Source organism: Hwanghaeella sp. 1Z406 (assembly GCF_048892425.1).
In the GTDB taxonomy this organism is placed as follows: Bacteria; Pseudomonadota; Alphaproteobacteria; order UBA8366; family Aestuariispiraceae; genus Pacificispira.
Map to the genome: position 1 here is coordinate 40,982 of NZ_JBLZHU010000005.1, position 19,234 is coordinate 60,215.

At 56.5% G+C, this 19,234-nt stretch carries 16 protein-coding genes; 14 read left to right on the plus strand and 2 right to left on the minus strand.

Annotated features, from left to right (window positions below; translation table 11 throughout):
• Nucleotides 1–314 precede the first annotated feature (314 nt).
• Entirely contained in the window at nt 315–2,045 is a 1,731-nt protein-coding gene (locus ACOSDR_RS11330) for a phosphoenolpyruvate hydrolase family protein (protein ID WP_420731312.1), read from the plus strand.
• Nucleotides 2,046–2,117: 72 nt separating this feature from the next.
• Here ACOSDR_RS11330 and ACOSDR_RS11335 read toward each other — a convergent pair whose 3' ends face one another.
• Nucleotides 2,118–2,819 (minus strand): hypothetical protein, encoded by a 702-nt coding sequence (locus ACOSDR_RS11335; RefSeq protein WP_420731314.1) that lies wholly within the window; start codon nt 2,817–2,819, stop codon nt 2,118–2,120.
• 38 nt (nt 2,820–2,857) lie between these two features.
• A complete protein-coding gene (locus ACOSDR_RS11340; RefSeq protein WP_420724947.1) occupies nt 2,858–3,574 on the minus strand; it encodes a FadR/GntR family transcriptional regulator in 717 nt (238 codons plus the stop codon).
• A 538-nt stretch (nt 3,575–4,112) separates the two neighbouring features.
• Here ACOSDR_RS11340 and ACOSDR_RS11345 point away from each other — a divergent pair.
• The 13 genes from ACOSDR_RS11345 to ACOSDR_RS11405 all read left to right on the plus strand — a co-directional run bounded on the left by ACOSDR_RS11345 (nt 4,113) and on the right by ACOSDR_RS11405 (nt 19,143).
• A complete protein-coding gene (locus ACOSDR_RS11345) occupies nt 4,113–5,123 on the plus strand; it encodes a branched-chain amino acid ABC transporter permease (RefSeq protein ID WP_420731315.1) in 1,011 nt (336 codons plus the stop codon).
• A 3-nt stretch (nt 5,124–5,126) separates the two neighbouring features.
• Complete coding sequence (locus ACOSDR_RS11350) at nt 5,127–6,203, plus strand: branched-chain amino acid ABC transporter permease (RefSeq protein ID WP_420724945.1); 1,077 nt, start codon at nt 5,127–5,129, stop codon at nt 6,201–6,203.
• Between the two features lie 11 nt (nt 6,204–6,214).
• Nucleotides 6,215–7,462: an ABC transporter substrate-binding protein gene (locus ACOSDR_RS11355; RefSeq protein ID WP_420724944.1), complete on the plus strand. Its 1,248-nt coding sequence runs from the start codon at nt 6,215–6,217 to the stop codon at nt 7,460–7,462.
• 15 nt (nt 7,463–7,477) lie between these two features.
• Entirely contained in the window at nt 7,478–8,263 is a 786-nt protein-coding gene (locus ACOSDR_RS11360; protein WP_420731317.1) for an ABC transporter ATP-binding protein, read from the plus strand.
• On the plus strand, nt 8,256–10,508 hold the full coding sequence (locus tag ACOSDR_RS11365) for an ABC transporter permease (RefSeq protein WP_420731318.1): 2,253 nt from the start codon (nt 8,256–8,258) through the stop codon (nt 10,506–10,508). The genes ACOSDR_RS11360 and ACOSDR_RS11365 overlap by 8 nt, the downstream gene beginning before the upstream one ends.
• Entirely contained in the window at nt 10,495–11,328 is an 834-nt protein-coding gene (locus ACOSDR_RS11370; protein WP_420724941.1) for a phosphoenolpyruvate hydrolase family protein, read from the plus strand. The genes ACOSDR_RS11365 and ACOSDR_RS11370 overlap by 14 nt, the downstream gene beginning before the upstream one ends.
• A gap of 17 nt (nt 11,329–11,345) precedes the next feature.
• Nucleotides 11,346–13,418, plus strand: a complete 2,073-nt coding sequence (locus tag ACOSDR_RS11375) for a flotillin domain-containing protein (RefSeq protein WP_420731319.1) — start codon at nt 11,346–11,348, stop codon at nt 13,416–13,418.
• The gene (locus tag ACOSDR_RS11380) at nt 13,415–13,852 is read left to right on the plus strand and encodes an SRPBCC family protein (RefSeq protein WP_420731321.1); all 438 of its coding nucleotides are present in this window, start codon (nt 13,415–13,417) and stop codon (nt 13,850–13,852) included. The genes ACOSDR_RS11375 and ACOSDR_RS11380 overlap by 4 nt, the downstream gene beginning before the upstream one ends.
• 3 nt (nt 13,853–13,855) lie before the next feature.
• On the plus strand, nt 13,856–15,328 hold the full coding sequence (locus ACOSDR_RS11385; protein ID WP_420731323.1) for an SRPBCC family protein: 1,473 nt from the start codon (nt 13,856–13,858) through the stop codon (nt 15,326–15,328).
• Nucleotides 15,329–15,339: 11 nt separating this feature from the next.
• The gene (locus tag ACOSDR_RS11390) at nt 15,340–16,206 is read left to right on the plus strand and encodes a fumarylacetoacetate hydrolase family protein (RefSeq protein WP_420731325.1); all 867 of its coding nucleotides are present in this window, start codon (nt 15,340–15,342) and stop codon (nt 16,204–16,206) included.
• A gap of 2 nt (nt 16,207–16,208) precedes the next feature.
• A complete protein-coding gene (locus tag ACOSDR_RS11395) occupies nt 16,209–16,988 on the plus strand; it encodes an alpha/beta fold hydrolase (protein ID WP_420731327.1) in 780 nt (259 codons plus the stop codon).
• 35 nt (nt 16,989–17,023) lie between these two features.
• Nucleotides 17,024–18,379, plus strand: a complete 1,356-nt coding sequence (locus ACOSDR_RS11400; RefSeq protein WP_420731329.1) for an amidohydrolase family protein — start codon at nt 17,024–17,026, stop codon at nt 18,377–18,379.
• A gap of 251 nt (nt 18,380–18,630) precedes the next feature.
• Nucleotides 18,631–19,143, plus strand: coding sequence for a sigma-70 family RNA polymerase sigma factor (locus ACOSDR_RS11405; RefSeq protein ID WP_420724934.1), 513 nt, complete (start codon nt 18,631–18,633; stop codon nt 19,141–19,143).
• The last annotated feature ends 91 nt before the right edge of the window (nt 19,144–19,234 follow it).

A 19,234-nucleotide genomic window follows, 5' to 3' on the forward strand; every position in this document is an offset into this window, starting at 1 on the left:
TCGTTTTTGATATTGAAACGAGTATGAGGCCAAGTAATTTTTTGTGTCAATACCGATTGTCATTCGGTACTGGTTTTATTTCTGATAAACCGTGCAATGTAGACATGCATTGCCTGACAACATCACTTCTTGCCTGCAGTAGGATTCTTGATGCCCTTTTGTCGATGACGTGGGTATGCGGTGCCTGCGATCATTATTCTCTGAATGTTTTGCCAGCGCAGTAAATTCGGTAGCATGCTATGCCAATTGATAAGGCTGTGTGATGAAGCTGATGTCCGTCGGGAATACCAGGGTAAGGGCTGAAAGTGGGTGCGGTGCGACAGATTTTGACAGATGGGTCTTTTTTGATTGGGGCGGCGATCGGGTCTGGCAGCACTGCGATGGCGGCCCAACGGGGCAGGGCTGATTTCCTGATCGCATTGAATGCCGGTCGATTGCGCAGCATGGGGGTGCCGTCAATTGCTTGCATGTTACCTGTATTCGATGCGACCACCCTGACGGAGAAATTTGCTGGGGAAGAAGTTTTGCCACAGACCAAGCTGCCGGTCCTGTTGGGCGTCAATGTCTGGGAAGAGCGGCTGGACGTTACGCAAAAGGCGATGTCGATCCAGCGGGCGGGATTTGCGGGCGCGGTGAATTTTCCCAGTTGCATGCACTATTCTCATGCGATGCAGCATATTCTCGCGCGCGCCGGTCGCGGCATTGAACAGGAAGTCGCCCAGTTAAAGGCGGTTCAGGATGTCGGGCTGACGGCTATGTTCTATTGTGCAACACGCACTCAGGCCCGACTGGCCGCAGATGTCGGCCTGGATATGGTCTGTCTTAATTTGGGATGGAATGTTGGCGGGGCGCAGGGGCATCGCCAGCGCGAAACCATCGAAGAAGTTGCCGTCGCCGTGCTGGAGATTGGCCGGTTGATCAAGCGGATCAGTCCTAAGACGCGGTTCTTATTGGAAGGTGGCCCGATAGAGACAGCCGACGATCTGCGCCGCCTGCTGCATCTGGCACCGATAGATGGATATGTTGGCGGTTCCACGTTCGAGCGCATGCCACTGGAAGTTTCTGTCGCTGATCAGGTTGACCGCTTTCGGCATGCCGGGCAGCGCAGGGATGTGCTGGACGATGAAGGGGCGCGGCTGGTCGCCTGGGGTCGTCCATACGGGTTTGTCGGTCACGCCAAGGCGCATTTAAACTTCCTATCGCGCCTTAAGGCTTTGTCGTCGGCTCAGGGCTCTGTATTGCTCTTGGCGGAACCTGGATTGCAGACATTGTCATGTTTGAAGGCATTGGGGTCTGCGAATGGCGCGGTTCCATCCATGGTTCAAATAGATGTCGCGGGAGAGGATTTTCCAACGCGCGCGCGCAGCATTCTGTTTGGATCGAATGATGCCAGTTTGAAACGCCGCCCCGCGCTGGAAGCGGGCGAGGGTGATCTGGTCGTGATCTTCGCGCCGGAACGCCTGCCTGCGGGAACTCAGCGACGCCTGGCCCGGGCGATGCGGGATGGTGTATTTCAAACCCCCGGGTCTCGCCGTCCAATTCCAATGGCCCGTCGTGTTGTGCTGGTCAGTACGGCGTCGGACCCGCAGGCAGCGGGATTGGACCCATCCCTGACTGAGGTTTTGCGTGGATGGAGCATTCGGGTGCCGCCCCTGCGCGAACGAATGGATGATCTTCTGTTATTGATCCAACAGATGTCGATTGAACGGTTTGGTGAGGTGATCGCCCGCGATCATTTTTCAGCAGATGCAATGCAGGTGCTGACGGAACATCTGTGGCCCGGTAATGAAACAGAGATACATGCCTTGCTGGGCCAATTGCTGGATATTCTTGGCGCGGCCCCGACGGGTCAACGCATTCGCCGAAGTGATATACTGCCCTTGTTGAATGGTCCGGAGCCTATGCGAGATATCGGGACAGAAAAAGATCGAATTGCCGATGCGCTGTGGCGGCATGGTTTCAACCGGGGGCGCACGGCACAGGCATTGGGTATGTCGCGAAAAACACTGTACAACAAGATTCAGAAATATGGACTGACCCGATAGAATGGCATAAGGGCCCTGCCAATTTCGCTCTATTATTGGTCTGTACGCATACAGTAAACTGAAAGGCGTACATTAGTGGGGGTCCTGTGTGTAGACCTGGGGTCGGCAAATCAATCCGTCCAGCGCATCGGGCCAAAGGCTTTCTGACTCCGCCTCAATCGCGGTGCCCAGGCCATAGATCCCCCCTGTCCACTGAACCTCTTTTGTGGCGCGGGCTATGGCGTCTATGGCGGCCCCTCTCTGCCGAAAAGATGGAAACCCCGCCCCAAAATCACCCACATGGGGCAGGACGATCAGGAATTCGGGATCGATCCTGCAGGCTTCGACCGATCCGGCTGCATCGGTGACCGTGACGGCGATGTGAAAACCAGCCATTTTAAATGATGCAAGCCGCTCCAACTCCCGATTCAGATTGAACTGCACTTCTGATAGCTGCAGGGCAATGCTGTCATCATACTGCGTTACACTTGGCAAATTCGTCACCCAGGTAATGCCTGCTTGTTTGATGGCATCGATACGATGGTCAACCACGAAGAACGGGTCGGCAAGAAACAAGCCCAGACCTAGCGGGCCATTGGATTTGATCGTCACAGTACGGAGCGCCGGAATCAGCGCGCGGACACCATCCTGGTTGGGCAATAGCAAAGCAACCTCCGGCGGAAGGCTGTCATGCTGTAGTGGCGCAGACAGGGTCAAAAATTGCTGTGGTGCCGCTGAAACACGCGACAGTCTATTGCGGCGCGGAACAATCCGCCAGGAGGAGAGTGACGTCATAGGCTGTCATATTACTCAAACTTACCCGTTTCGCCAGATCAGCTTTCCAGCAGGGCCTGGCGCACCTCTTCCAGATGGCGCGTCATCGCTTCGCGTGCGGCCGTCGGGGATCGGTTGATGACCGCATCAATGATCGCCGCGTGCTGGGTGACATAGCGGGCCTTCAGGGTCGCGGAATAGGCGCGGCGTTTTGCGGCCAGCCAGTCGGCATCATCGCGCAGGCTGCGAATCATCAGATCGATATGCTGCACGATGTCATTATGGGTCATGGCAAAGAGCAGGCGATGGATCTCTGCATCCTGCTTTTCGAATTCTTCCATAATATCCGTGTTGGTTGAAGCCAGCTGGGCACGCATCAAAAGCTCTATATCTGCATCGGTTGCATTGATTGCTGCGGCTGCGGCTGCGGCAGGTTCGATCATCATTCGGGCTTCAATCAGGGCGCGCGGGCTGACATCCCGTTTTGGCAATAACAGGGGTTCCGAATATAAAGCATCGGTTTCGATCGTATCACTGCCCGAAACAGGAACGGCATTTATATAAGTGCCACGACCAACCTCCCTGGAGATCTTGCCGGATTCTTCCAGTGCATCCATGGCGCGGCGAATTGTGTTGCGGGCTACGCCAAAACGCGTTGCCAAGTCCCGCTCCGTCGGGAATCGAATGGCGCCGCCCGATGTCGGGCTGCCGATGCGCCTGTTTTCTATGTCGCGCGATAAGGTTGCGGCGATGCGATGGGAGGCAGAGTTTCGCACGGTGGACTCTTTCATAACTGCCAAAACGACATGGGTTCTTTTGAATAGGTTCAATTGGTTCATTTTGTCAAGAAAATTACACCATCATCATTATTTTTCTTGACCATTGGTTCATAGTTATACCTATTATGATAACAAATGAACCTGATTGGGTTAATTTTGATCTGAATGGTTGGAATTGGTGCAATTTAAATTTTCCATCAGATTTTGAGAAAAATTGTGCGCCGCAGCAGGTGAGTAGAGTCAAGAGAATCAGAAATATGGCATCGGTTATTACCCAAAATTACCCAAATCTATGAGTCTGGGTCCTTGCGGGCAATTTCTGTTGACGCCAAGCTTGAACATCAAGGCCGGAAAACAGGCCATAGGGGAATACCCCTGAATAATATGGGCGCTGGGCACGTTTCGTACGGTGCCGGTCCAAATGGGAGGGTACAGACGTGATATTCAAGGATCACTGTGTCTTTGCGACTTTGGTTCGTGAGGTCTATCGGTCGCGCGTTTCCTCAGACCTGTCCGCGCGTCAGTGGGCGCGCGCATGAGGCAGTTTGTTGAGCGGCATACCTTTTGGGCAATCGTCTTGCTGGTCGCCATTGGCATATTGCTGTGGCTGATCTTTTCGGTATGGCCCGAGTGGTTGATTGATGCGATTGGCCGCAAGAAGACTTTCGTTAGCACACTATTGAATGGTGTTACGCTTGGCGGGCTGTACTTCCTGGTGGCCAGCGGGTTTACGCTGGTATTTGGATTGATGCGCAATGTGAACCTGGCGCATGGGTCTATGTATCTGTTGGGCGGCTATATCGGTTACGAGGTGGCGGAACTGACGGGTAGTTGGTTTTTTGGGTTGGCGATCGCCTTCGGCGCGGTTGCCCTGACAGGGGTGTTGCTGCAGGTTCTGGTGTTCCGGCGCATGGAGGGTGATGACCTGCGCCAGACACTGGTGACGATTGGCATTTCGATCATTGCCGCTGACCTGATGTTGGCGATTTGGACCGGGACAACATATCAGTTCCAACCGCCGGAATGGTTGTTTGGTGCCGCTGAGTTGCCAGTAATATCGGTGATTAAGTCGTCTGGCGATGCCGTCTATATCATGTATCCCATTTATCGCTTGTCCGTTTTGGCGGCTGCAGTGGCGGTTGGCATCGGGCTTTGGTTGTTCCTGAACCGCACGCGGATTGGAATGATGATCCGCGCTGGGGTGAATGACCGGGAAATGTTGTCCGCGTCTGGTGTGAATGTGCAGCTGGTCTTTGCCTTGGTCTTCGCAATCGGGGCCGGGCTGGCTGGATTTGCCGGGGTGGTTGGTGGCACAGCGCTTTCCATCGCGCCGGGGGAAGACATTCGCTACCTGTTGGCATCCCTGATTGTGGTAATCGTTGGCGGGTTGGGGTCCGTGCCAGGCGCGGCAATTGGTGCGCTGTTGATTGGTTTGGCTGAGCAGTTTGGGTTGGCTTATTTCCCGACATACGGGGTCGTGCTGACCTTTCTGATCATGGTGGTGACGCTGGCTGTGCGCCCTCAAGGCCTGATGGGGGGGCGCTAGACCATGGATTCACGACAGCTCTTTTCCGGTGGATTTTCTCTCAGCGATATACATCCGGCAAAGCTGGCACTGGCGGTTTTTCTAATCGCCTATCCTGCCTTTTCGTCTGATTTCTTCACCTATCAGATTGGTGCCTATTCCCTGATCCTGGGAACCATCGCCTTATCGCTGATGATGTTGGCAGGCTATGGCGGGATGGTCAGCCTGGCGCAGATGACTGTCGCAGGCTTGGCAGGCTATCTGGTTGCCATCCTGGGCGATAACAGCATGGATGTGATGGGGCTGGGCTGGCCCTGGTGGATGACAGCCCCCGTTGCCATCCTGTCTGCGGCATTGTTCAGTGCTTTTATCGGCGCGATTTCAGTGCGCACAGAGGGGATCTATACCATCATGATCACCCTGGCGATTGGGGTCGCCTTCTTCTATTTCGTGCGACAGAATTATCCGGTGTTCAATGGATTTACCGGCTTTGCAGGCATCGAACCCCCAACGGTCCTGGGTGTGTATTGGCGCGATCCGGTGCCCTTCTATTATTTAACGCTTTTTATCGCTGCGGGATTTTTCTTTGCGGTGCTCTATGCCTCACGCTCGACCTTCGGGCTCAGCCTGCAGGCGATCCGCGACAATCCGCGCCGGATGCGGGCGTTGGGCTATGACGTCACCCTGCATCGCATCGCGGCTTACTTTATGTCGGGTGTTATTGCGGGGACGGCGGGTGTTCTGATGGTCTGGTTCAATGGCCGGATATCGCCTGGCTCCGTCGGTGTGGATGTTGTGATCGACATCCTGGTCATCGCCGTTGTTGGTGGAATGCGCCATCCAATCGGGCCGTTCCTGGGGGCGATTGCCTTTGTGCTTTTAGAGAATTTCGCCATCGATTTGATTGACCGGGAACGGTTCAACACCGTGATCGGGGTGGCGTTTTTGCTCATCGTGCTGTTTTCGCCCGATGGGTTGTTGGGACTTTGGAATCGGACGCGTGACAAGATCCGGTTCGGAAGAAAAGTGCGGTCAGGATATGGCAGCACAAAGACGAACGACCGGCATGCCGCTGGATCGTTGGAAGAAACCAAACCTTAAGGGAGGTTACTATGCTTGGTATCGGTAAAAAGGCCCTAGCAGCGGCGGCGATCCTGTCGTTTGCCAGCCCGGCCATGGCTGAGGACACCATCAAGATGGGTGCGCTCGCAACCCTGGAAGGTGCATTCACCGTGTTGGGTGAAGATGGTATGCGGGGCGTCAAAATGGCGCTGGAAGAGTTCAACTATACAGCAGGCGGCAAGAAGATTGACCTGATAACAGGCTCGTCTGATGCGTCTCCTGACAGTGCCGTACGGGCCGCCCGCAAACTGGTAGAACAAGATGGCGTGCAGGTCTTGGTGGGCCCGCTGTCTGGTTCCGAAGGTCTGGCGGTTAAAGATTACGCCAAAACCCACCCGGAAGTGACCTTCCTGAATGGCTCATCGGCCGCTCAGGATACGACGCTGCGTAACCCGGCCGACAACTTCTTCCGCTTTGGCACTGAGGGTGCACAATGGATGGCCGGTCTTGGGGAATATGCCTATAATGAGAAGGGCTACCGTAAAGTGGCGGTCCTGGCCGAAGATTACTCCTTCCCCTATACGCAGGTTTTTGGGTTCCTTGAACCCTTCTGTCGTCTGGGCGGGGAAGCCCCGGTTGACGCCCGCTTCTGGGTTCCGATTGGCAACAAGGATTACTCCTCCGTCATTGCAGCATTGCCAGATGATGTGGATGCCATCTTTGTTGCGCTGGGCGGGGCTGATGCCGTCAACTTCCTGACGCAGTATGAACAGGCGGGCGGCAGCGCCCCGCTGATCGGTGGTTCCATCACCGTTGACCAAACCGTGCTTGGCTCCAAGGGCCGGACCCGGGATTTCATCATCGGCACACCCTCTGCTGGCCCGATTTCGGATACGTGGGACGATCCAGCGTGGAATGCTTTTGTTGCTGCTTACAAGAAGCAGTTCCCTGATGGTTTCCCATCACCGTCGCTTTTTGCTCATGCCTATTACATCAACACCAAGGCCGCTCTTTTGGGTCTGGACGCTGTGAATGGCGACCTGTCTGATGGTGGTGCGAAATATCGGGCTGTTCTGTCCGATCTGGAATTCGACACGCCAACTGGTAAGGTCAGCCTGGACGAGCGTCGCAACGCCATTGCTGACATGTTCCTGTCAGAAGTGATCGTCGGCCCGGATGGGAATCTGGTCAACAAGGTCATCAAGGTTATCCCACAGGTCTCTCAAACCCTGGGCCTGTCTTATGATGAATTCTTGAAATACGGCCAGGTTGGTCGTGAAAACCCGACCTGTGGTTAAGGGTTAGCACGGATCATGGTTGGTACGAACGCCCTTTCCCGTCTGCAAAGCACCGGCCGTTATGCGCTGGAGCTGGAAGCTGTCAGTCGCCATTTTGGCGCATTGGTGGCCTTGGCGGATATTAACTTAACCGTAAAGGCGGGAGAGCGGCGGGCGGTCCTGGGATCAAACGGGGCGGGGAAGACCACTCTGTTCAATGCGATCACAGGGGATTTTCCGCCAACCACGGGCCGTGTGCGTTTGTTTGGTGAGGACGTGACGGATTTGCCCAGTCAGGAGCGAATCCGTCGCGGCCTGCGCCGTACCTATCAGATTTCCCTGTTGTTTAACGGGCTGAGCGTGATCGACAATATTTACCTTGCCTGTCGCGGTGTCAGCCGGGGTCGGTTTTCGCTGCGCCGGCCGGGGCGGTCCGATACGGCGATGGAAAGCGCGGAGACGCTGCTGCTTGCCGTTCATCTGGATGATGTCAAAGACCGACCGGTCTCTGAATTGAGTTATGGCCAACAGCGCCAGCTTGAAATTGCCCTGGCGCTTGCGGGCGCACCACGCCTGATCCTGCTGGACGAACCCGCAGCGGGGCTGTCGCCTACAGAGCGCACCGATTTGATTGAGATATTGCAATCACTGCCTGAGCATATGGGCTTTATAATTATCGAACATGATATGGATGTGGCGCTGCGCGTCGCGGATAGTGTCACGATGATGCATAATGGCCGGATCTTCAAGGAAGGCACGCCTGACGAGATCGAAAACGATCCAGAGGTGCAGGAGCTGTATCTGGGGAATGCCCATGGCTAATCGAACCCCCGTCAGAAATGCCTCTTCTGCCGTATTGCAGGTGCGGGATCTGCACGTTTACTACGGTCAGTCCCATGCGCTGCAAGGGGTGGACCTGACCCTGGAGGCAGGTGTCCATGCCGTCGTCGGGCGCAACGGCATGGGTAAGACGACATTATGCAATACGATCATGGGCCTACAGCCTGCCCGGCGCGGATCAATCCGGTTTCTGGGGGAGGAACTGATCGGTCAGCCCCCTTACAAAATTGCCAGTAAAGGAATTGGCTATACGCCGCAGGGTCGCCGTCTTTGGCCCTCACTGACAGTGGATGAACATTTACGATTGTCCGACACCGGCGGTGGTGCCTGGACGATTGAGCGTATCTACGACACGTTCCCGCGCCTGGCGGAACGTCAGCGCAATGGCGGTGCTCAATTGTCGGGCGGGGAGCAGCAGATGCTGGCGATTTCCCGCGCCCTTTTGCAAGACCCCCGCTTGCTGGTTCTGGATGAACCAACGGAAGGGCTTGCCCCTGTCATCGTGGATCAGGTTGAAGAACTGTTGGTTCGACTGACCGAAGAAAGCGATGTTGCGATCCTTCTGATCGAACAGAATATCTCTGTCGCCACGTCGATTGCCAAAGATGTGGCGATTATGGTCAATGGCAAAATCAGCCGTGTCATGCCCGCCGCTCAATTGGCAAATGACCGGGCCCTGCAGGAGCGCCTGTTGGGCGTTGGTCGCCATTCTCACGAAGACGTCGACCTTCCGGCATGGGAGCCAACGGCGGAAGTTCCCCAGATAGACCCTGAAACGCAAGAGCCTGCGGAAGATTTGGCAAAGCCACCGTCTCCCAGCCTGGTTTATGTGCCACCGACACGGTGGTCTGCGGCGCGCTGGTCTGAAGGAAGTGAAGCCGCGCCCGCTGACATGCCAGCATCAAAGCCGCCAGAACGGGTTCGGCCTTTTGATACCAAGCCGGAGCCCTTATTCAAAGAACCGCTGACCCCGTTGGAATCGCTGGTTGGCAATGACGTCTATGTGGTTGGCACATTCGATACCAAGGGCGCTGAACTGTCCTATATCCGTGACTGCATTGCCGCTCAGGGTCTTCGGGTGCGCACCGTCGACCTTTCAACGTCTGGCAAGCCGTCCAGCGCCGATGTTCCCCCTCATTTGGTTGCGCCCTACCACAAAGGGGGATCCTCAGCGGTTTTTGATTCGGATCGTGGGACCGCCGTGCGGGCCATGGCGGATGCCTTTGAAAACTGGATTGCGCGCCAGCGCGGTATTGGCGGGATCATTTCTGCGGCGGGTTCCGGCGGTACGGCACTTGCCACCCCGGCGATGCGTCGCCTGCCGATTGGCTTGCCCAAGGTAATGATCTCTACCGTCGCCTCTGGAGAGGTCGGGCAATATGTTGGGCCTTCTGACATTATGATGATGTATTCCGTAACCGACGTGCAGGGGCTGAACAAGATTTCGCGCCAGGTTTTGGCGAATGGTGCCAATGCGATGGTCGGCATGGTGAAACGCGCGGCTGCGGACAAAATTACCCGCGACAAAATACCTGCCAAGCCGGGGCTGGGCCTGACAATGTTCGGGGTGACGACCACGGCAATCCAGCAAGTCACCGCGCAGTTGGATGACCTGTATGACTGCCAGGTGTTCCATGCGACCGGCGTTGGGGGGCGGTCGATGGAAAAGCTTGCAGATAGCGGTCTGTTATCTGCTGTCATGGACCTGACCACGACAGAGATTTGCGACATGATGTGTGGGGGCGTATTCGCCGCGACAGAGGATCGCTTCGGGGCCATCATCCGCACCCGCATTCCCTATGTCGGGTCGCTGGGGGCGATGGATATGGTGAATTTCGGGGCCCGCAATACTGTTCCGGAAAAGTATAAGGATCGGGTCTTTGTGGAACATAACCCGCAAGTCACCCTGATGCGCACTACCGCGTCAGAGAATGCCAAAATGGGCGACTGGATTGCCAGTCGATTGAATGAGATGACCGGACCTGTGCGGTTCCTGATCCCGGAAGGCGGCGTGTCGGCCCTGGATGCGCCGGGCAAAGCATTCCATGACCCAGCGGCGGATAAGGCCCTGTTTGATGCCTTGACCGCCCGGTTCCAGGAAGGGGGCAATCGCCGCCTGATTCGTGTTTCCCACCATATTAATGATCCAGCTTTCGCGCGTGCAGCGATTGAGGCGCTGGAAGAGATAAACCCGATGAAAAGGAATACCCGTTATGCCGCGGTTTGAACGAAAAGACCTGCTTGAGAAGTTTCAGGATATGAAGCGCAAGGGCGTACCGATTGTTGGGGGCGGGGCGGGCACTGGCCTGTCTGCGAAATGCGAAGAGGCAGGCGGTATTGATCTGATCGTGATCTATAATTCCGGGCGGTATCGCATGGCGGGGCGGGGCTCTCTGTCCGGCATGATGGCCTATGGCAATGCCAATGATGTGGTGATGGAAATGGCCCATGAAGTCCTGCCCGTCACCAAAAAGACGCCGGTTCTGGCCGGGGTGAATGGCACCGATCCGTTCTGTATCTTTGATCATTATCTGGATCAGGTGAAGGCCATCGGCTTTTCCGGCATTCAGAATTTTCCAACGGTCGGGCTGATTGATGGGACGTTCCGGGCCAATCTGGAAGCAACCGGAATGTCTTATGGCCAGGAAGTGGATGTGATCCGACTGGCGCATGAAAAAGACATGTTCACCACACCCTATGTCTTTAATGAAGACGACGCGACGGCGATGGCAAAGGCGGGGGCTGATATCATCGTGTGCCATCTGGGGCTGACCACGGGTGGGTCAATCGGGGCGGGCACGGCGTTGACGCTGGAAGAATGCCCGGCGCTGGTCAATGCCTGGTCAGAGGCTGCGCTGAAGGTCAACCCGGATGCGATAATCCTTGTCCATGGCGGCCCGGTCGCGATGCCACAGGATGCAGAATACGTTCTGAACAATACTGAAAACTGTCACGGTTTCTATGGCGCATCCTCTATGGAGCGTCTGCCGACAGAAATAGCGCTTACCGAACAAACGAAAGCCTTCAAGGCAATTCGAACCGCCTGAAGGGAGGAGGTGTGACCATGACAACCGGTCTGATTGGATCAATAATTCTGTGGCTCATCATAGGTATCATCGCAATAGCGGTGGTCGTCTATCTATTGAACTGGCTTTATCATCGCTCAACCAAAGAGGTCGCCTTCGTGCGCACCGGCTTTGGGGGGGAGACAGTGGTGATCAATGGTGGGGCCCTGGTCCTGCCGATCATCCACGAGGTGACGCCCGTCAATCTGAACGTGGTGCGCATCTCCGTCTCGCGCACGAAAGAATCGGCTGTCATTACACGCGATCGCATGCGCGTGGATATCGAAGCCGAATTTTTCGTCCGTGTTATCCAGAAGCCCGATGCTGTGGCAGCGGCCGCGTCAACCCTGGGCCGTCGAACGATGGATCCAGCGGGACTGGCGGATCTGCTGAATGGGAAATTCGTTGGGGCCTTGCGGTCGGTTGCTGCTGAGATGTCCTTGGATGAAATGCATGAGAAGCGCGGCGACTTTGTATCTATTGTCGAAGAGCGTGCTGCCGGGGCGCTGGCGCGCAATGGGCTGGAGTTGGAATCCGTTGCGATTACGGATTTGGACCAGACCAATCTGGAATTCTTCAATCCGGCCAATCGCTTTGACGCTGAAGGTTTGACGCAACTGATCGAAACCATCGAGTCACGGCGCAAGCTGCGCAATGACATCGAACAATCGTCGATGGTTGCCATTCGCACACGCAATCTGGCGGCAGAAAAAGAGACGCTGCACCTGGAACAGGAAAGCGAGAATTCGCGCCTGAACCAGGAGCGTGCGCTGGAAGCCCTGCGTGCAGAACAGCGGATGGAGATCGTGCGCAACCGTGTCGCGATGGAGGCCGAGGCGGAAAAATCCCGGATCGCCAGCGAACGCGAAACCCGCGAATACGATATTGATCGCCGCCGCGCCCTGGAAGGATCGGAAATCAAGGCGCAGTTGGAAATCGAACAGGCCCGGATCGCCCAGGAAGAGGCCCTGGAAGCCGCCCGGATCGCGCGCGAAAAACAAATTCGCACGCAGCAGATCAAACAACGCCATGAGATCGAAACAGCCGAAATTGCATCCAGTGAGGATGTGGAACGGGCTAAGATCGTTTCTGAACGTCAATTGCGCGATGCACGGATCACGGCGGATGAGGAAATTGAGGCCCATGAAATCGCTCGGGGCCAGCAGGTGGAAACCGCACGGATTTCTGCAAACAAGGCGGTGGAATCGGCGCGTATTGCCCAGGAACAGGTATTGGATAAGGCCCGTATCGAACGGGACCGCCTGTTGCGCGCGCAACAGATTGCCCAGCGTCAGGCTATCGAAGAGACTGAGATTTCCGCTCAAGAAGAGGTCGAGCGGGCGCGCATTGCCTCCAATCGTGGCCTGGAAGAAGCCCGCATTCTGCAGCAGCGCGATTTGAAACGCCTGGAGATTGAGCGTGCTCTGGCCCTGGAACTGGCGGAAATTGAGAAACATATCGGTATCCTGCAGAAGCAGGCGGCTGAAGCGGATGCAATGGTCGAAACCGAAGGTGCGCGCGCCAAGGCGGTTGCGGCGGAAGAGAAGGTTGGCACCGTCCGCGAAACAGAAATGGCTGAACGCATCGCGGCTGTGGACCGGTTGCTGGCCAAGAAGGATGCGGATGCCGCGGTTATTGCTGCTGAGGCTGAGAAGATCACAGCCAGCGTTGCCGCAGAGGCCCAACGTCTGCGCAATGAAGCCGAAAATGTTCTCAGCGAGGATGCCCGTGCCGGTGCCTTGCGTGGCAAGATGATTGATCGCCTGGAAGGCATCGTGCGCGAAAGCGTGCGGCCGCTGGAAAACATCGAAGGGATCAAGATCCTGCATGTCGATGGTCTGGGCGGCGGCAACGGTAATGGTGGCGGCAGTCGGTCCCCAACCGATGAGGTGATTGAAAGCGCATTGCGGTATCGCGCACAGGCCCCGCTGATCGATGAGATGATGAAGCAGATCGGTGTGGAAAATCCCAATGTCGCGAAAATGGGGGATATTTTCCGGTCCGCCAAGGATGCCCAAAGTCTGGCCACTGCTGCCCAAGGCAGCAAGAAGAAGTCGGGGGATGACGAATGACCCATGTCTATGCGTCTTCCATCATATCGGCATCTGTGGATCAGGTTTGGAAGGTGGTTCGTGACTTCAATGCGCTGCCCGCATGGCATCCGAGCATTGCAGAAAGCCGCATCGAAGAAGGCCGCCCCGCAGATCAGGTCGGCTGTGTGCGCGCCTTCCGCCTGAAAGACGGCGGGTTCATCCGCGAACAGCTTTTGGCGCTGTCGGACTATGACTTCAGTTGCAGCTATGCGATCCTGGAAAGCCCGATGGGCGTGGAAAACTATGTCGCTGTGATGAAATTGAGCCCCGTCACGGATGGCAATCGATGCTTCGCAGAATGGTATGCTGATTTCGACTGTGCGCCAGACCGGGAAGCGGAATTGACCGCTTCCATTGGCGGTGGCGTGTTTCAGGGCGGATTCGATGCCCTGAAGAGCCGGTTCGGGGGCTGACCCATGGTTACGGTACACCGCAGCACTGTCATCCAGGCGCCCCTTGCGGCGGTATGGGCGATTCTGCGGGACTTTAACGGTCATGACCGCTGGCACCCCGCCGTCGCGTGCAGCGACCTGGAAGCTGGACGGAAGACCGACCAGATTGGGGCGGTTCGTAATTTCAAACTGGAGTCCGGGGAAGGGCTGCGCGAACAGTTACTATCCCTGTCTGACAAGGACCACAGCCTGCGCTATGCCATTGTTGAAAGCGATGTGCCGCTTCAGAATTACATTGCCGAAATCAAGCTAAAGCCTGTTACCGACGGGAACGGGACTTTCTGCACCTGGACCTCACGCTTTGATGCGCCAAAGGGGCGGGCGGATGAATTGGCGGCGCTGGTCGCAGATGGTGTCTATGTCGCGGGGTTCGAGGCAATCCGCAAGCGGGTCGCCTCATCCACCCCCAGCGCCCCTTCTGTTCAATCGCAGGCTGGTCCGGGCATGGATGGCATGGCCATGGGGATCAAACGCTATGGCGGGCCGGACGAATTGCAGCCGGTCGAGATTAAAGCCCCTGTTCCAGGTCCCGGCGAGGTTCGGTTGGCGCAGACCGCCATCGGAGTGAATTACATCGATGTCTACTGCCGGACCGGATATTTCAAACTGTTGTCGCCGCCGGGCGTGCCGGGAATGGAAGCTGTGGGCACGGTGATCGATGTCGGACCCGGTGTGCGTCATCTCTCCGTCGGTCAGCGCGTTGGCTATGCCTGTCCACCTGTTGGTGCCTATGCAACGATACGCACCATGCCGGCGGCTTTGGTCATTCCGTTGCCAGATCGCATTGATGATGCGACCGCTGCGGCGGGCCTCTTGAAAGGTATGAGTGCTGAATTCCTGCTGCATCGTGTCCATCCGGTGCAAAAGGGGGAGACCGTTTTGATCTTCGCGCCTGCAGGCGGTGTCGGGCGGCTGTTATGCCAATGGGCGGCCTATCTTGGGGCGACTGTCATTGGTGCGACCTCAACCGAGGAGAAAGCGCGACTTGCCCGCGCATCTGGCGCGCATCACGTCATTCTGCCCGGTGCAGACAGCCTGGAAGACCAGGTTCGTGCGCTCACCAAGGGGCGGGGCGTAGATGTGATCTATGATGCGGTTGGTCGCGACAGCTTCGCGCATTCTGTGGAAGCATTAGCGCCCTGTGGTCACCTGATCAGTTTTGGCCAGGCTTCCGGCGATATCGGGGCATGGGATATCGGCTCGCTGGCGGCGAAATCGATCACCCTGTCGCGCCCGAATTTCGCCCACTATACCGACACACCAGAAAAGGTGCAGGCAATTACGCAACGGCTGTTCCAGGCTATCGATCAGCGCATTGTCGCAATTGAACCAGCCCGCCGTTACAAGCTCAGCGATGCTGCCCAGGCCCATCGCGCCCTGGAAGGTCGCCAGACCACCGGGGCTTCCATCCTAATTCCAGATGATTTGTATCGATAGAAAGGCCGATCATGAAACTTGCAGTATTTGAATGGAAGGGTGCGCGTCATATCGGCGTTGTCTCAGAATCAGATGACACGGTGACACGTCTGGATATCGCATCCGATGCTGTGGCGGAAGCGGGGGTCACCGCCTTGATTGGGCGCGATCTACCCGCGACGGCGGAAGTTCTGGCGCTGTCAGATGTGTCCCTGTTGGCCCCTGTTCCCCGCCCACGGCGCAATATTTTCTGCGTTGGAAAGAATTATTTCGATCATGCGCATGAATTCGCCTCGTCCGGTTTTGACAGTTCCGCGGCGAAAGGGGCGATCCCGGAAGCACCGATCATTTTCTCAAAGGTACCGGAATGTGTCGTGCGGACGGGTGACCCGATCCGCATTGATGCCAGTGTCTCCACCGCCATTGATTATGAAGCAGAGCTTGCTGTGATCATCGGCAAGGGCGGTCGTAACATCGCACCGGAAGCCGCACTGTCTCATGTTTGGGGATATACGATCGTCAATGATATCACCGCGCGGGATTTACAGGGTCAGCACAGCCAATGGCTGATCGGGAAATCGCAGGACAGTTTCTGTCCAATGGGTCCCTGGGCTGTAACCGCCGATGCAGTGGATCTGGCCGACACGACAGTGAAATGCTGGGTGAATGGTGAGATACGCCAAGATTCGAACACCAAGCTTCTGATATTCGATGTTCCGACGATCATCGCCGCCCTGTCCAATGGCATCACCTTGCAGCCGGGGGACGTGATCGCCACGGGAACGCCAGCAGGTGTGGGCATTGGCTTCAAGCCGCCAAAATATATGGTGCCGGGCGATGTCGTTCGGGTCGAGATATCGGGCATTGGGACACTGGAAAACCCGGTTGAGGCGTATTGATCATGGCGGATGTACGACTGGGCAGTATGGTGATTGAGGATACGGGCACCGGTGAGGCGGTGGTAATGGTCCATGGACTTGGTGGCAGTTCAAACAGCTTCCAGCCGATAATGGCAGATCTGGGGGACTATCGTGTGTTGCGCCCTGATCTGCCCGGTGCCGGTCGGTCCAGATTGCGCCCCGGATTAAAGGGCCTGCCAGGTCTGGCGCAAGCCATTCAGGATGCCCTGCGCGCGACGGGCGTAGAATCTGCGCATTTCGTTGGCCATTCCATGGGGACGATCCTGTGTCAGTATCTTGCGGCAAGCAGTCCAAAGCTTGTGCGCAGCCTGACCTTGTTCGGTGCCATTCTGGAGCCGCCCGTCGCCGCGCGACAGGGATTGAAGGAACGCGCGGCTGCTGCCCGCAAGGACGGTATGGCAGGGATTGCGGATGCTGTTTGCAAGGGCAGCCTGTCTGCGGCATCGCGGGCTGAAAACCCGGTTACGACAGCCTTCGTGCGCGAGAGTTTGATGCGCCAGGATGCGGCGGGATATGCCCATCATTGTGAGGCTTTGTCGACTATGGAGCCTGCAGATCACAGCGCCATCCGCTGCCCGACCCTTCTGATCGCTGGTGATGCAGATCCGGTTGCCCCTGTTGCAATGGGAACGGCGCTGAAGAACCGGATTGCGGGCGCACGGTTGGAAGTGCTGCCCAATGTTGGGCATTGGATGATGATTGAGGCGCCGGCGCGGTCATCCGCCCTGTTGCTGGAAACATTGGAGGCCGCCCAGGCCTGAGCCTGAGGGGACCCCGTTAGAAAGGGAGAGAAATCATGGCAGAGAACCGGTTCAGTGGCTGGGGCGGCAGGGGTGGCGATGCTGCTGCAGGTCCCTCTGATATAGTCTTCGGCAATGTTCAGATCCTGGATGGATCGGGTGAGCCACCCTTTTCAGGGGAGGTCACGGTATCGGGCAATCGCATCAAATCCATCACCCGGACGGGCAGTGGCTTTGGCGGCAGCCTGAACAGTTGGTCGACCACTGGCAGCACCCGGATCGACGGGCGTGGCATGACCCTGATGCCAGGGCTGATAGACGCGCATCTGCATCTCAGCTGGAACAATGCGCCGGGGATCAATCCCATTCAGATGATGCCGATTGAAGAGCATATGCTCAATTGCGTCTATATGTCCAAAATTGTGCTGGATGCCGGTTTTACGGCTGGCTGCGGGGCGGCGGCAGCTAAGCCACGTTTGGATGTGGTGATCCGTGACGCCATTCGGTCCGGCAAGGTGCCGGGCCCACGCTATACCGCCGCCGGGCCGGAGCTTACTTCTGTCGGGGGCCTGGGGGATGCATCCCTGCCGCATATTGATCATGAAGGCCTTAACCTGGGCATTGTGGTATCGGGCGTTGAAGACATGCGCCGCAATGTAAGAATTTTGATGAAATGGGGCGTTGATACGATCAAGCTGAACCTGTCGGGGGAAGAGATTACCGGCATGGGGGCTGAAGAAAATCAGTTCACCGATGACGAAATCAAGGTCGCCTGTGATGAGGCCCGCAGCCGGGGACGCCGCCTTGCCGCCCATGCCAGGTCCAAGGAATCAATCAAGAAATGCGTTCAGTTTGGTATTCACAATATCTATCACGCCTCGTTCACCGATGAAGAAGCGCTGGATATGCTGGAAGCCAATAAGGACAAACATTTCGTCGCGCCGGGCCTGGCCTGGTTGTTGAATACAGCCCGCAATGCAGGGGAATTTGGCATTAAACCCGGTACACCGATTACCGATGCCTATGAGCGTGAGTTGGAACATGCCGTCGAGTCCATGCAGAAAATGCGCAAGCGGGGTATCCGGGTTCTGATCGGCGGTGATTATGGCTTCGCCTGGACGCCGCATGGCACGAATGCCAAGGATATTGAATATTTTGTCGATCTGATTGGCATGACCCCGATGGAGGCGATTCAGTCTGCCACCCAGCTGGGCGGCCAGATCATGGGCATGGGCAACGAGCTGGGTCAGATCAAGGAAGGTTATCTGGCAGACATGCTTCTGGTCGATGGGGACCCGTTGCGCGATGTTCGGATATTGCAGGACAAGAAGCGTATTGTGGCGATCATGCAGGATGGAAAATTTCATCGTGCGCCCAGTAATCAGGCCCAGGGAATGTTACTCTCAGCCTAAACGCGTTCCTAAACTGAATTCTTCCGGTCGGCACGACAGATATCGGTGTGCCGTGCGGTGTCCCAATGTTCAATCGCCGGACGCGGTGCGGATGGTCCGTCCGTATATAGGGCTGTTGCATTGCGAGATATGTACCGCTACAAGATTAATTTGCGAATGATTATTAGTATTAATACGCTCGATTTCTATCAGGCTGACAGTTGGGTCACAGGCTGTCCGTCGCGTTCAGGATCGATAAAGGATCGTTCAGTTTGGGACAGAATGCCAATATACAGGACCTTTTTCTAACGCATAGGGCGGCACTGGTCGATTATGCGTCTGGATTAACCGGCAATCGCGCCAATGCGGAAGATCTGGTCCAGGAAGCCTGGATGCGCCTGTCCCAGGCGACCGACCGGCGGCGGCTGGATGAACCCCGAAATTATCTGTATCGGATCGTGCGTAACCTGGCGATTGATGGTCATCGTAAAACCGCGCGGGAACAGCGGACCCTGTTAAACCAGCGCGACGATGGTCAGGGGGGGCACGACGCACCGTCAACGGCAACGCCAGAAACGATTGCCCTGTATCGGGATCAGCTTTCGCAGGTTCAGGATGCGATGGCGGAATTGCCCAGGCGAACCCGCATTGCGCTGGAAATGCACCGTATTGGTGGGTTCAAACTGCGCGAGATTGCTGCCACCTTGAACATATCCCTGCCAATGGCGCATATATTGGTTGCAGAGGGTGTAGACCATTGCAAGCGACGCTTGGGGTGGCCTTGATCCTGTAACTCAATTATTTTCTAGAAAATACCGCATGGTAACCGTCCTTTATCAATGGATGGCTTCATTTATCACAGGGTCGGCGCTCGCC

Coding starts and splice junctions, on each gene's coding strand:
- ACOSDR_RS11385 (WP_420731323.1), top strand. CDS start 13,856: ATGGTTACGGTACACCGCAGCACTGTCATCCAGGCGCCCCTTGCGGCG.
- ACOSDR_RS11335 (WP_420731314.1), bottom strand. CDS start 2,819: ATGACGTCACTCTCCTCCTGGCGGATTGTTCCGCGCCGCAATAGACTG.
- ACOSDR_RS11390 (WP_420731325.1), top strand. CDS start 15,340: ATGAAACTTGCAGTATTTGAATGGAAGGGTGCGCGTCATATCGGCGTT.
- ACOSDR_RS11400 (WP_420731329.1), top strand. CDS start 17,024: ATGGCAGAGAACCGGTTCAGTGGCTGGGGCGGCAGGGGTGGCGATGCT.
- ACOSDR_RS11375 (WP_420731319.1), top strand. CDS start 11,346: ATGACAACCGGTCTGATTGGATCAATAATTCTGTGGCTCATCATAGGT.
- ACOSDR_RS11360 (WP_420731317.1), top strand. CDS start 7,478: ATGGTTGGTACGAACGCCCTTTCCCGTCTGCAAAGCACCGGCCGTTAT.
- ACOSDR_RS11380 (WP_420731321.1), top strand. CDS start 13,415: ATGACCCATGTCTATGCGTCTTCCATCATATCGGCATCTGTGGATCAG.
- ACOSDR_RS11350 (WP_420724945.1), top strand. CDS start 5,127: ATGGATTCACGACAGCTCTTTTCCGGTGGATTTTCTCTCAGCGATATA.
- ACOSDR_RS11395 (WP_420731327.1), top strand. CDS start 16,209: ATGGCGGATGTACGACTGGGCAGTATGGTGATTGAGGATACGGGCACC.
- ACOSDR_RS11365 (WP_420731318.1), top strand. CDS start 8,256: ATGGCTAATCGAACCCCCGTCAGAAATGCCTCTTCTGCCGTATTGCAG.
- ACOSDR_RS11370 (WP_420724941.1), top strand. CDS start 10,495: ATGCCGCGGTTTGAACGAAAAGACCTGCTTGAGAAGTTTCAGGATATG.
- ACOSDR_RS11355 (WP_420724944.1), top strand. CDS start 6,215: ATGCTTGGTATCGGTAAAAAGGCCCTAGCAGCGGCGGCGATCCTGTCG.
- ACOSDR_RS11345 (WP_420731315.1), top strand. CDS start 4,113: ATGAGGCAGTTTGTTGAGCGGCATACCTTTTGGGCAATCGTCTTGCTG.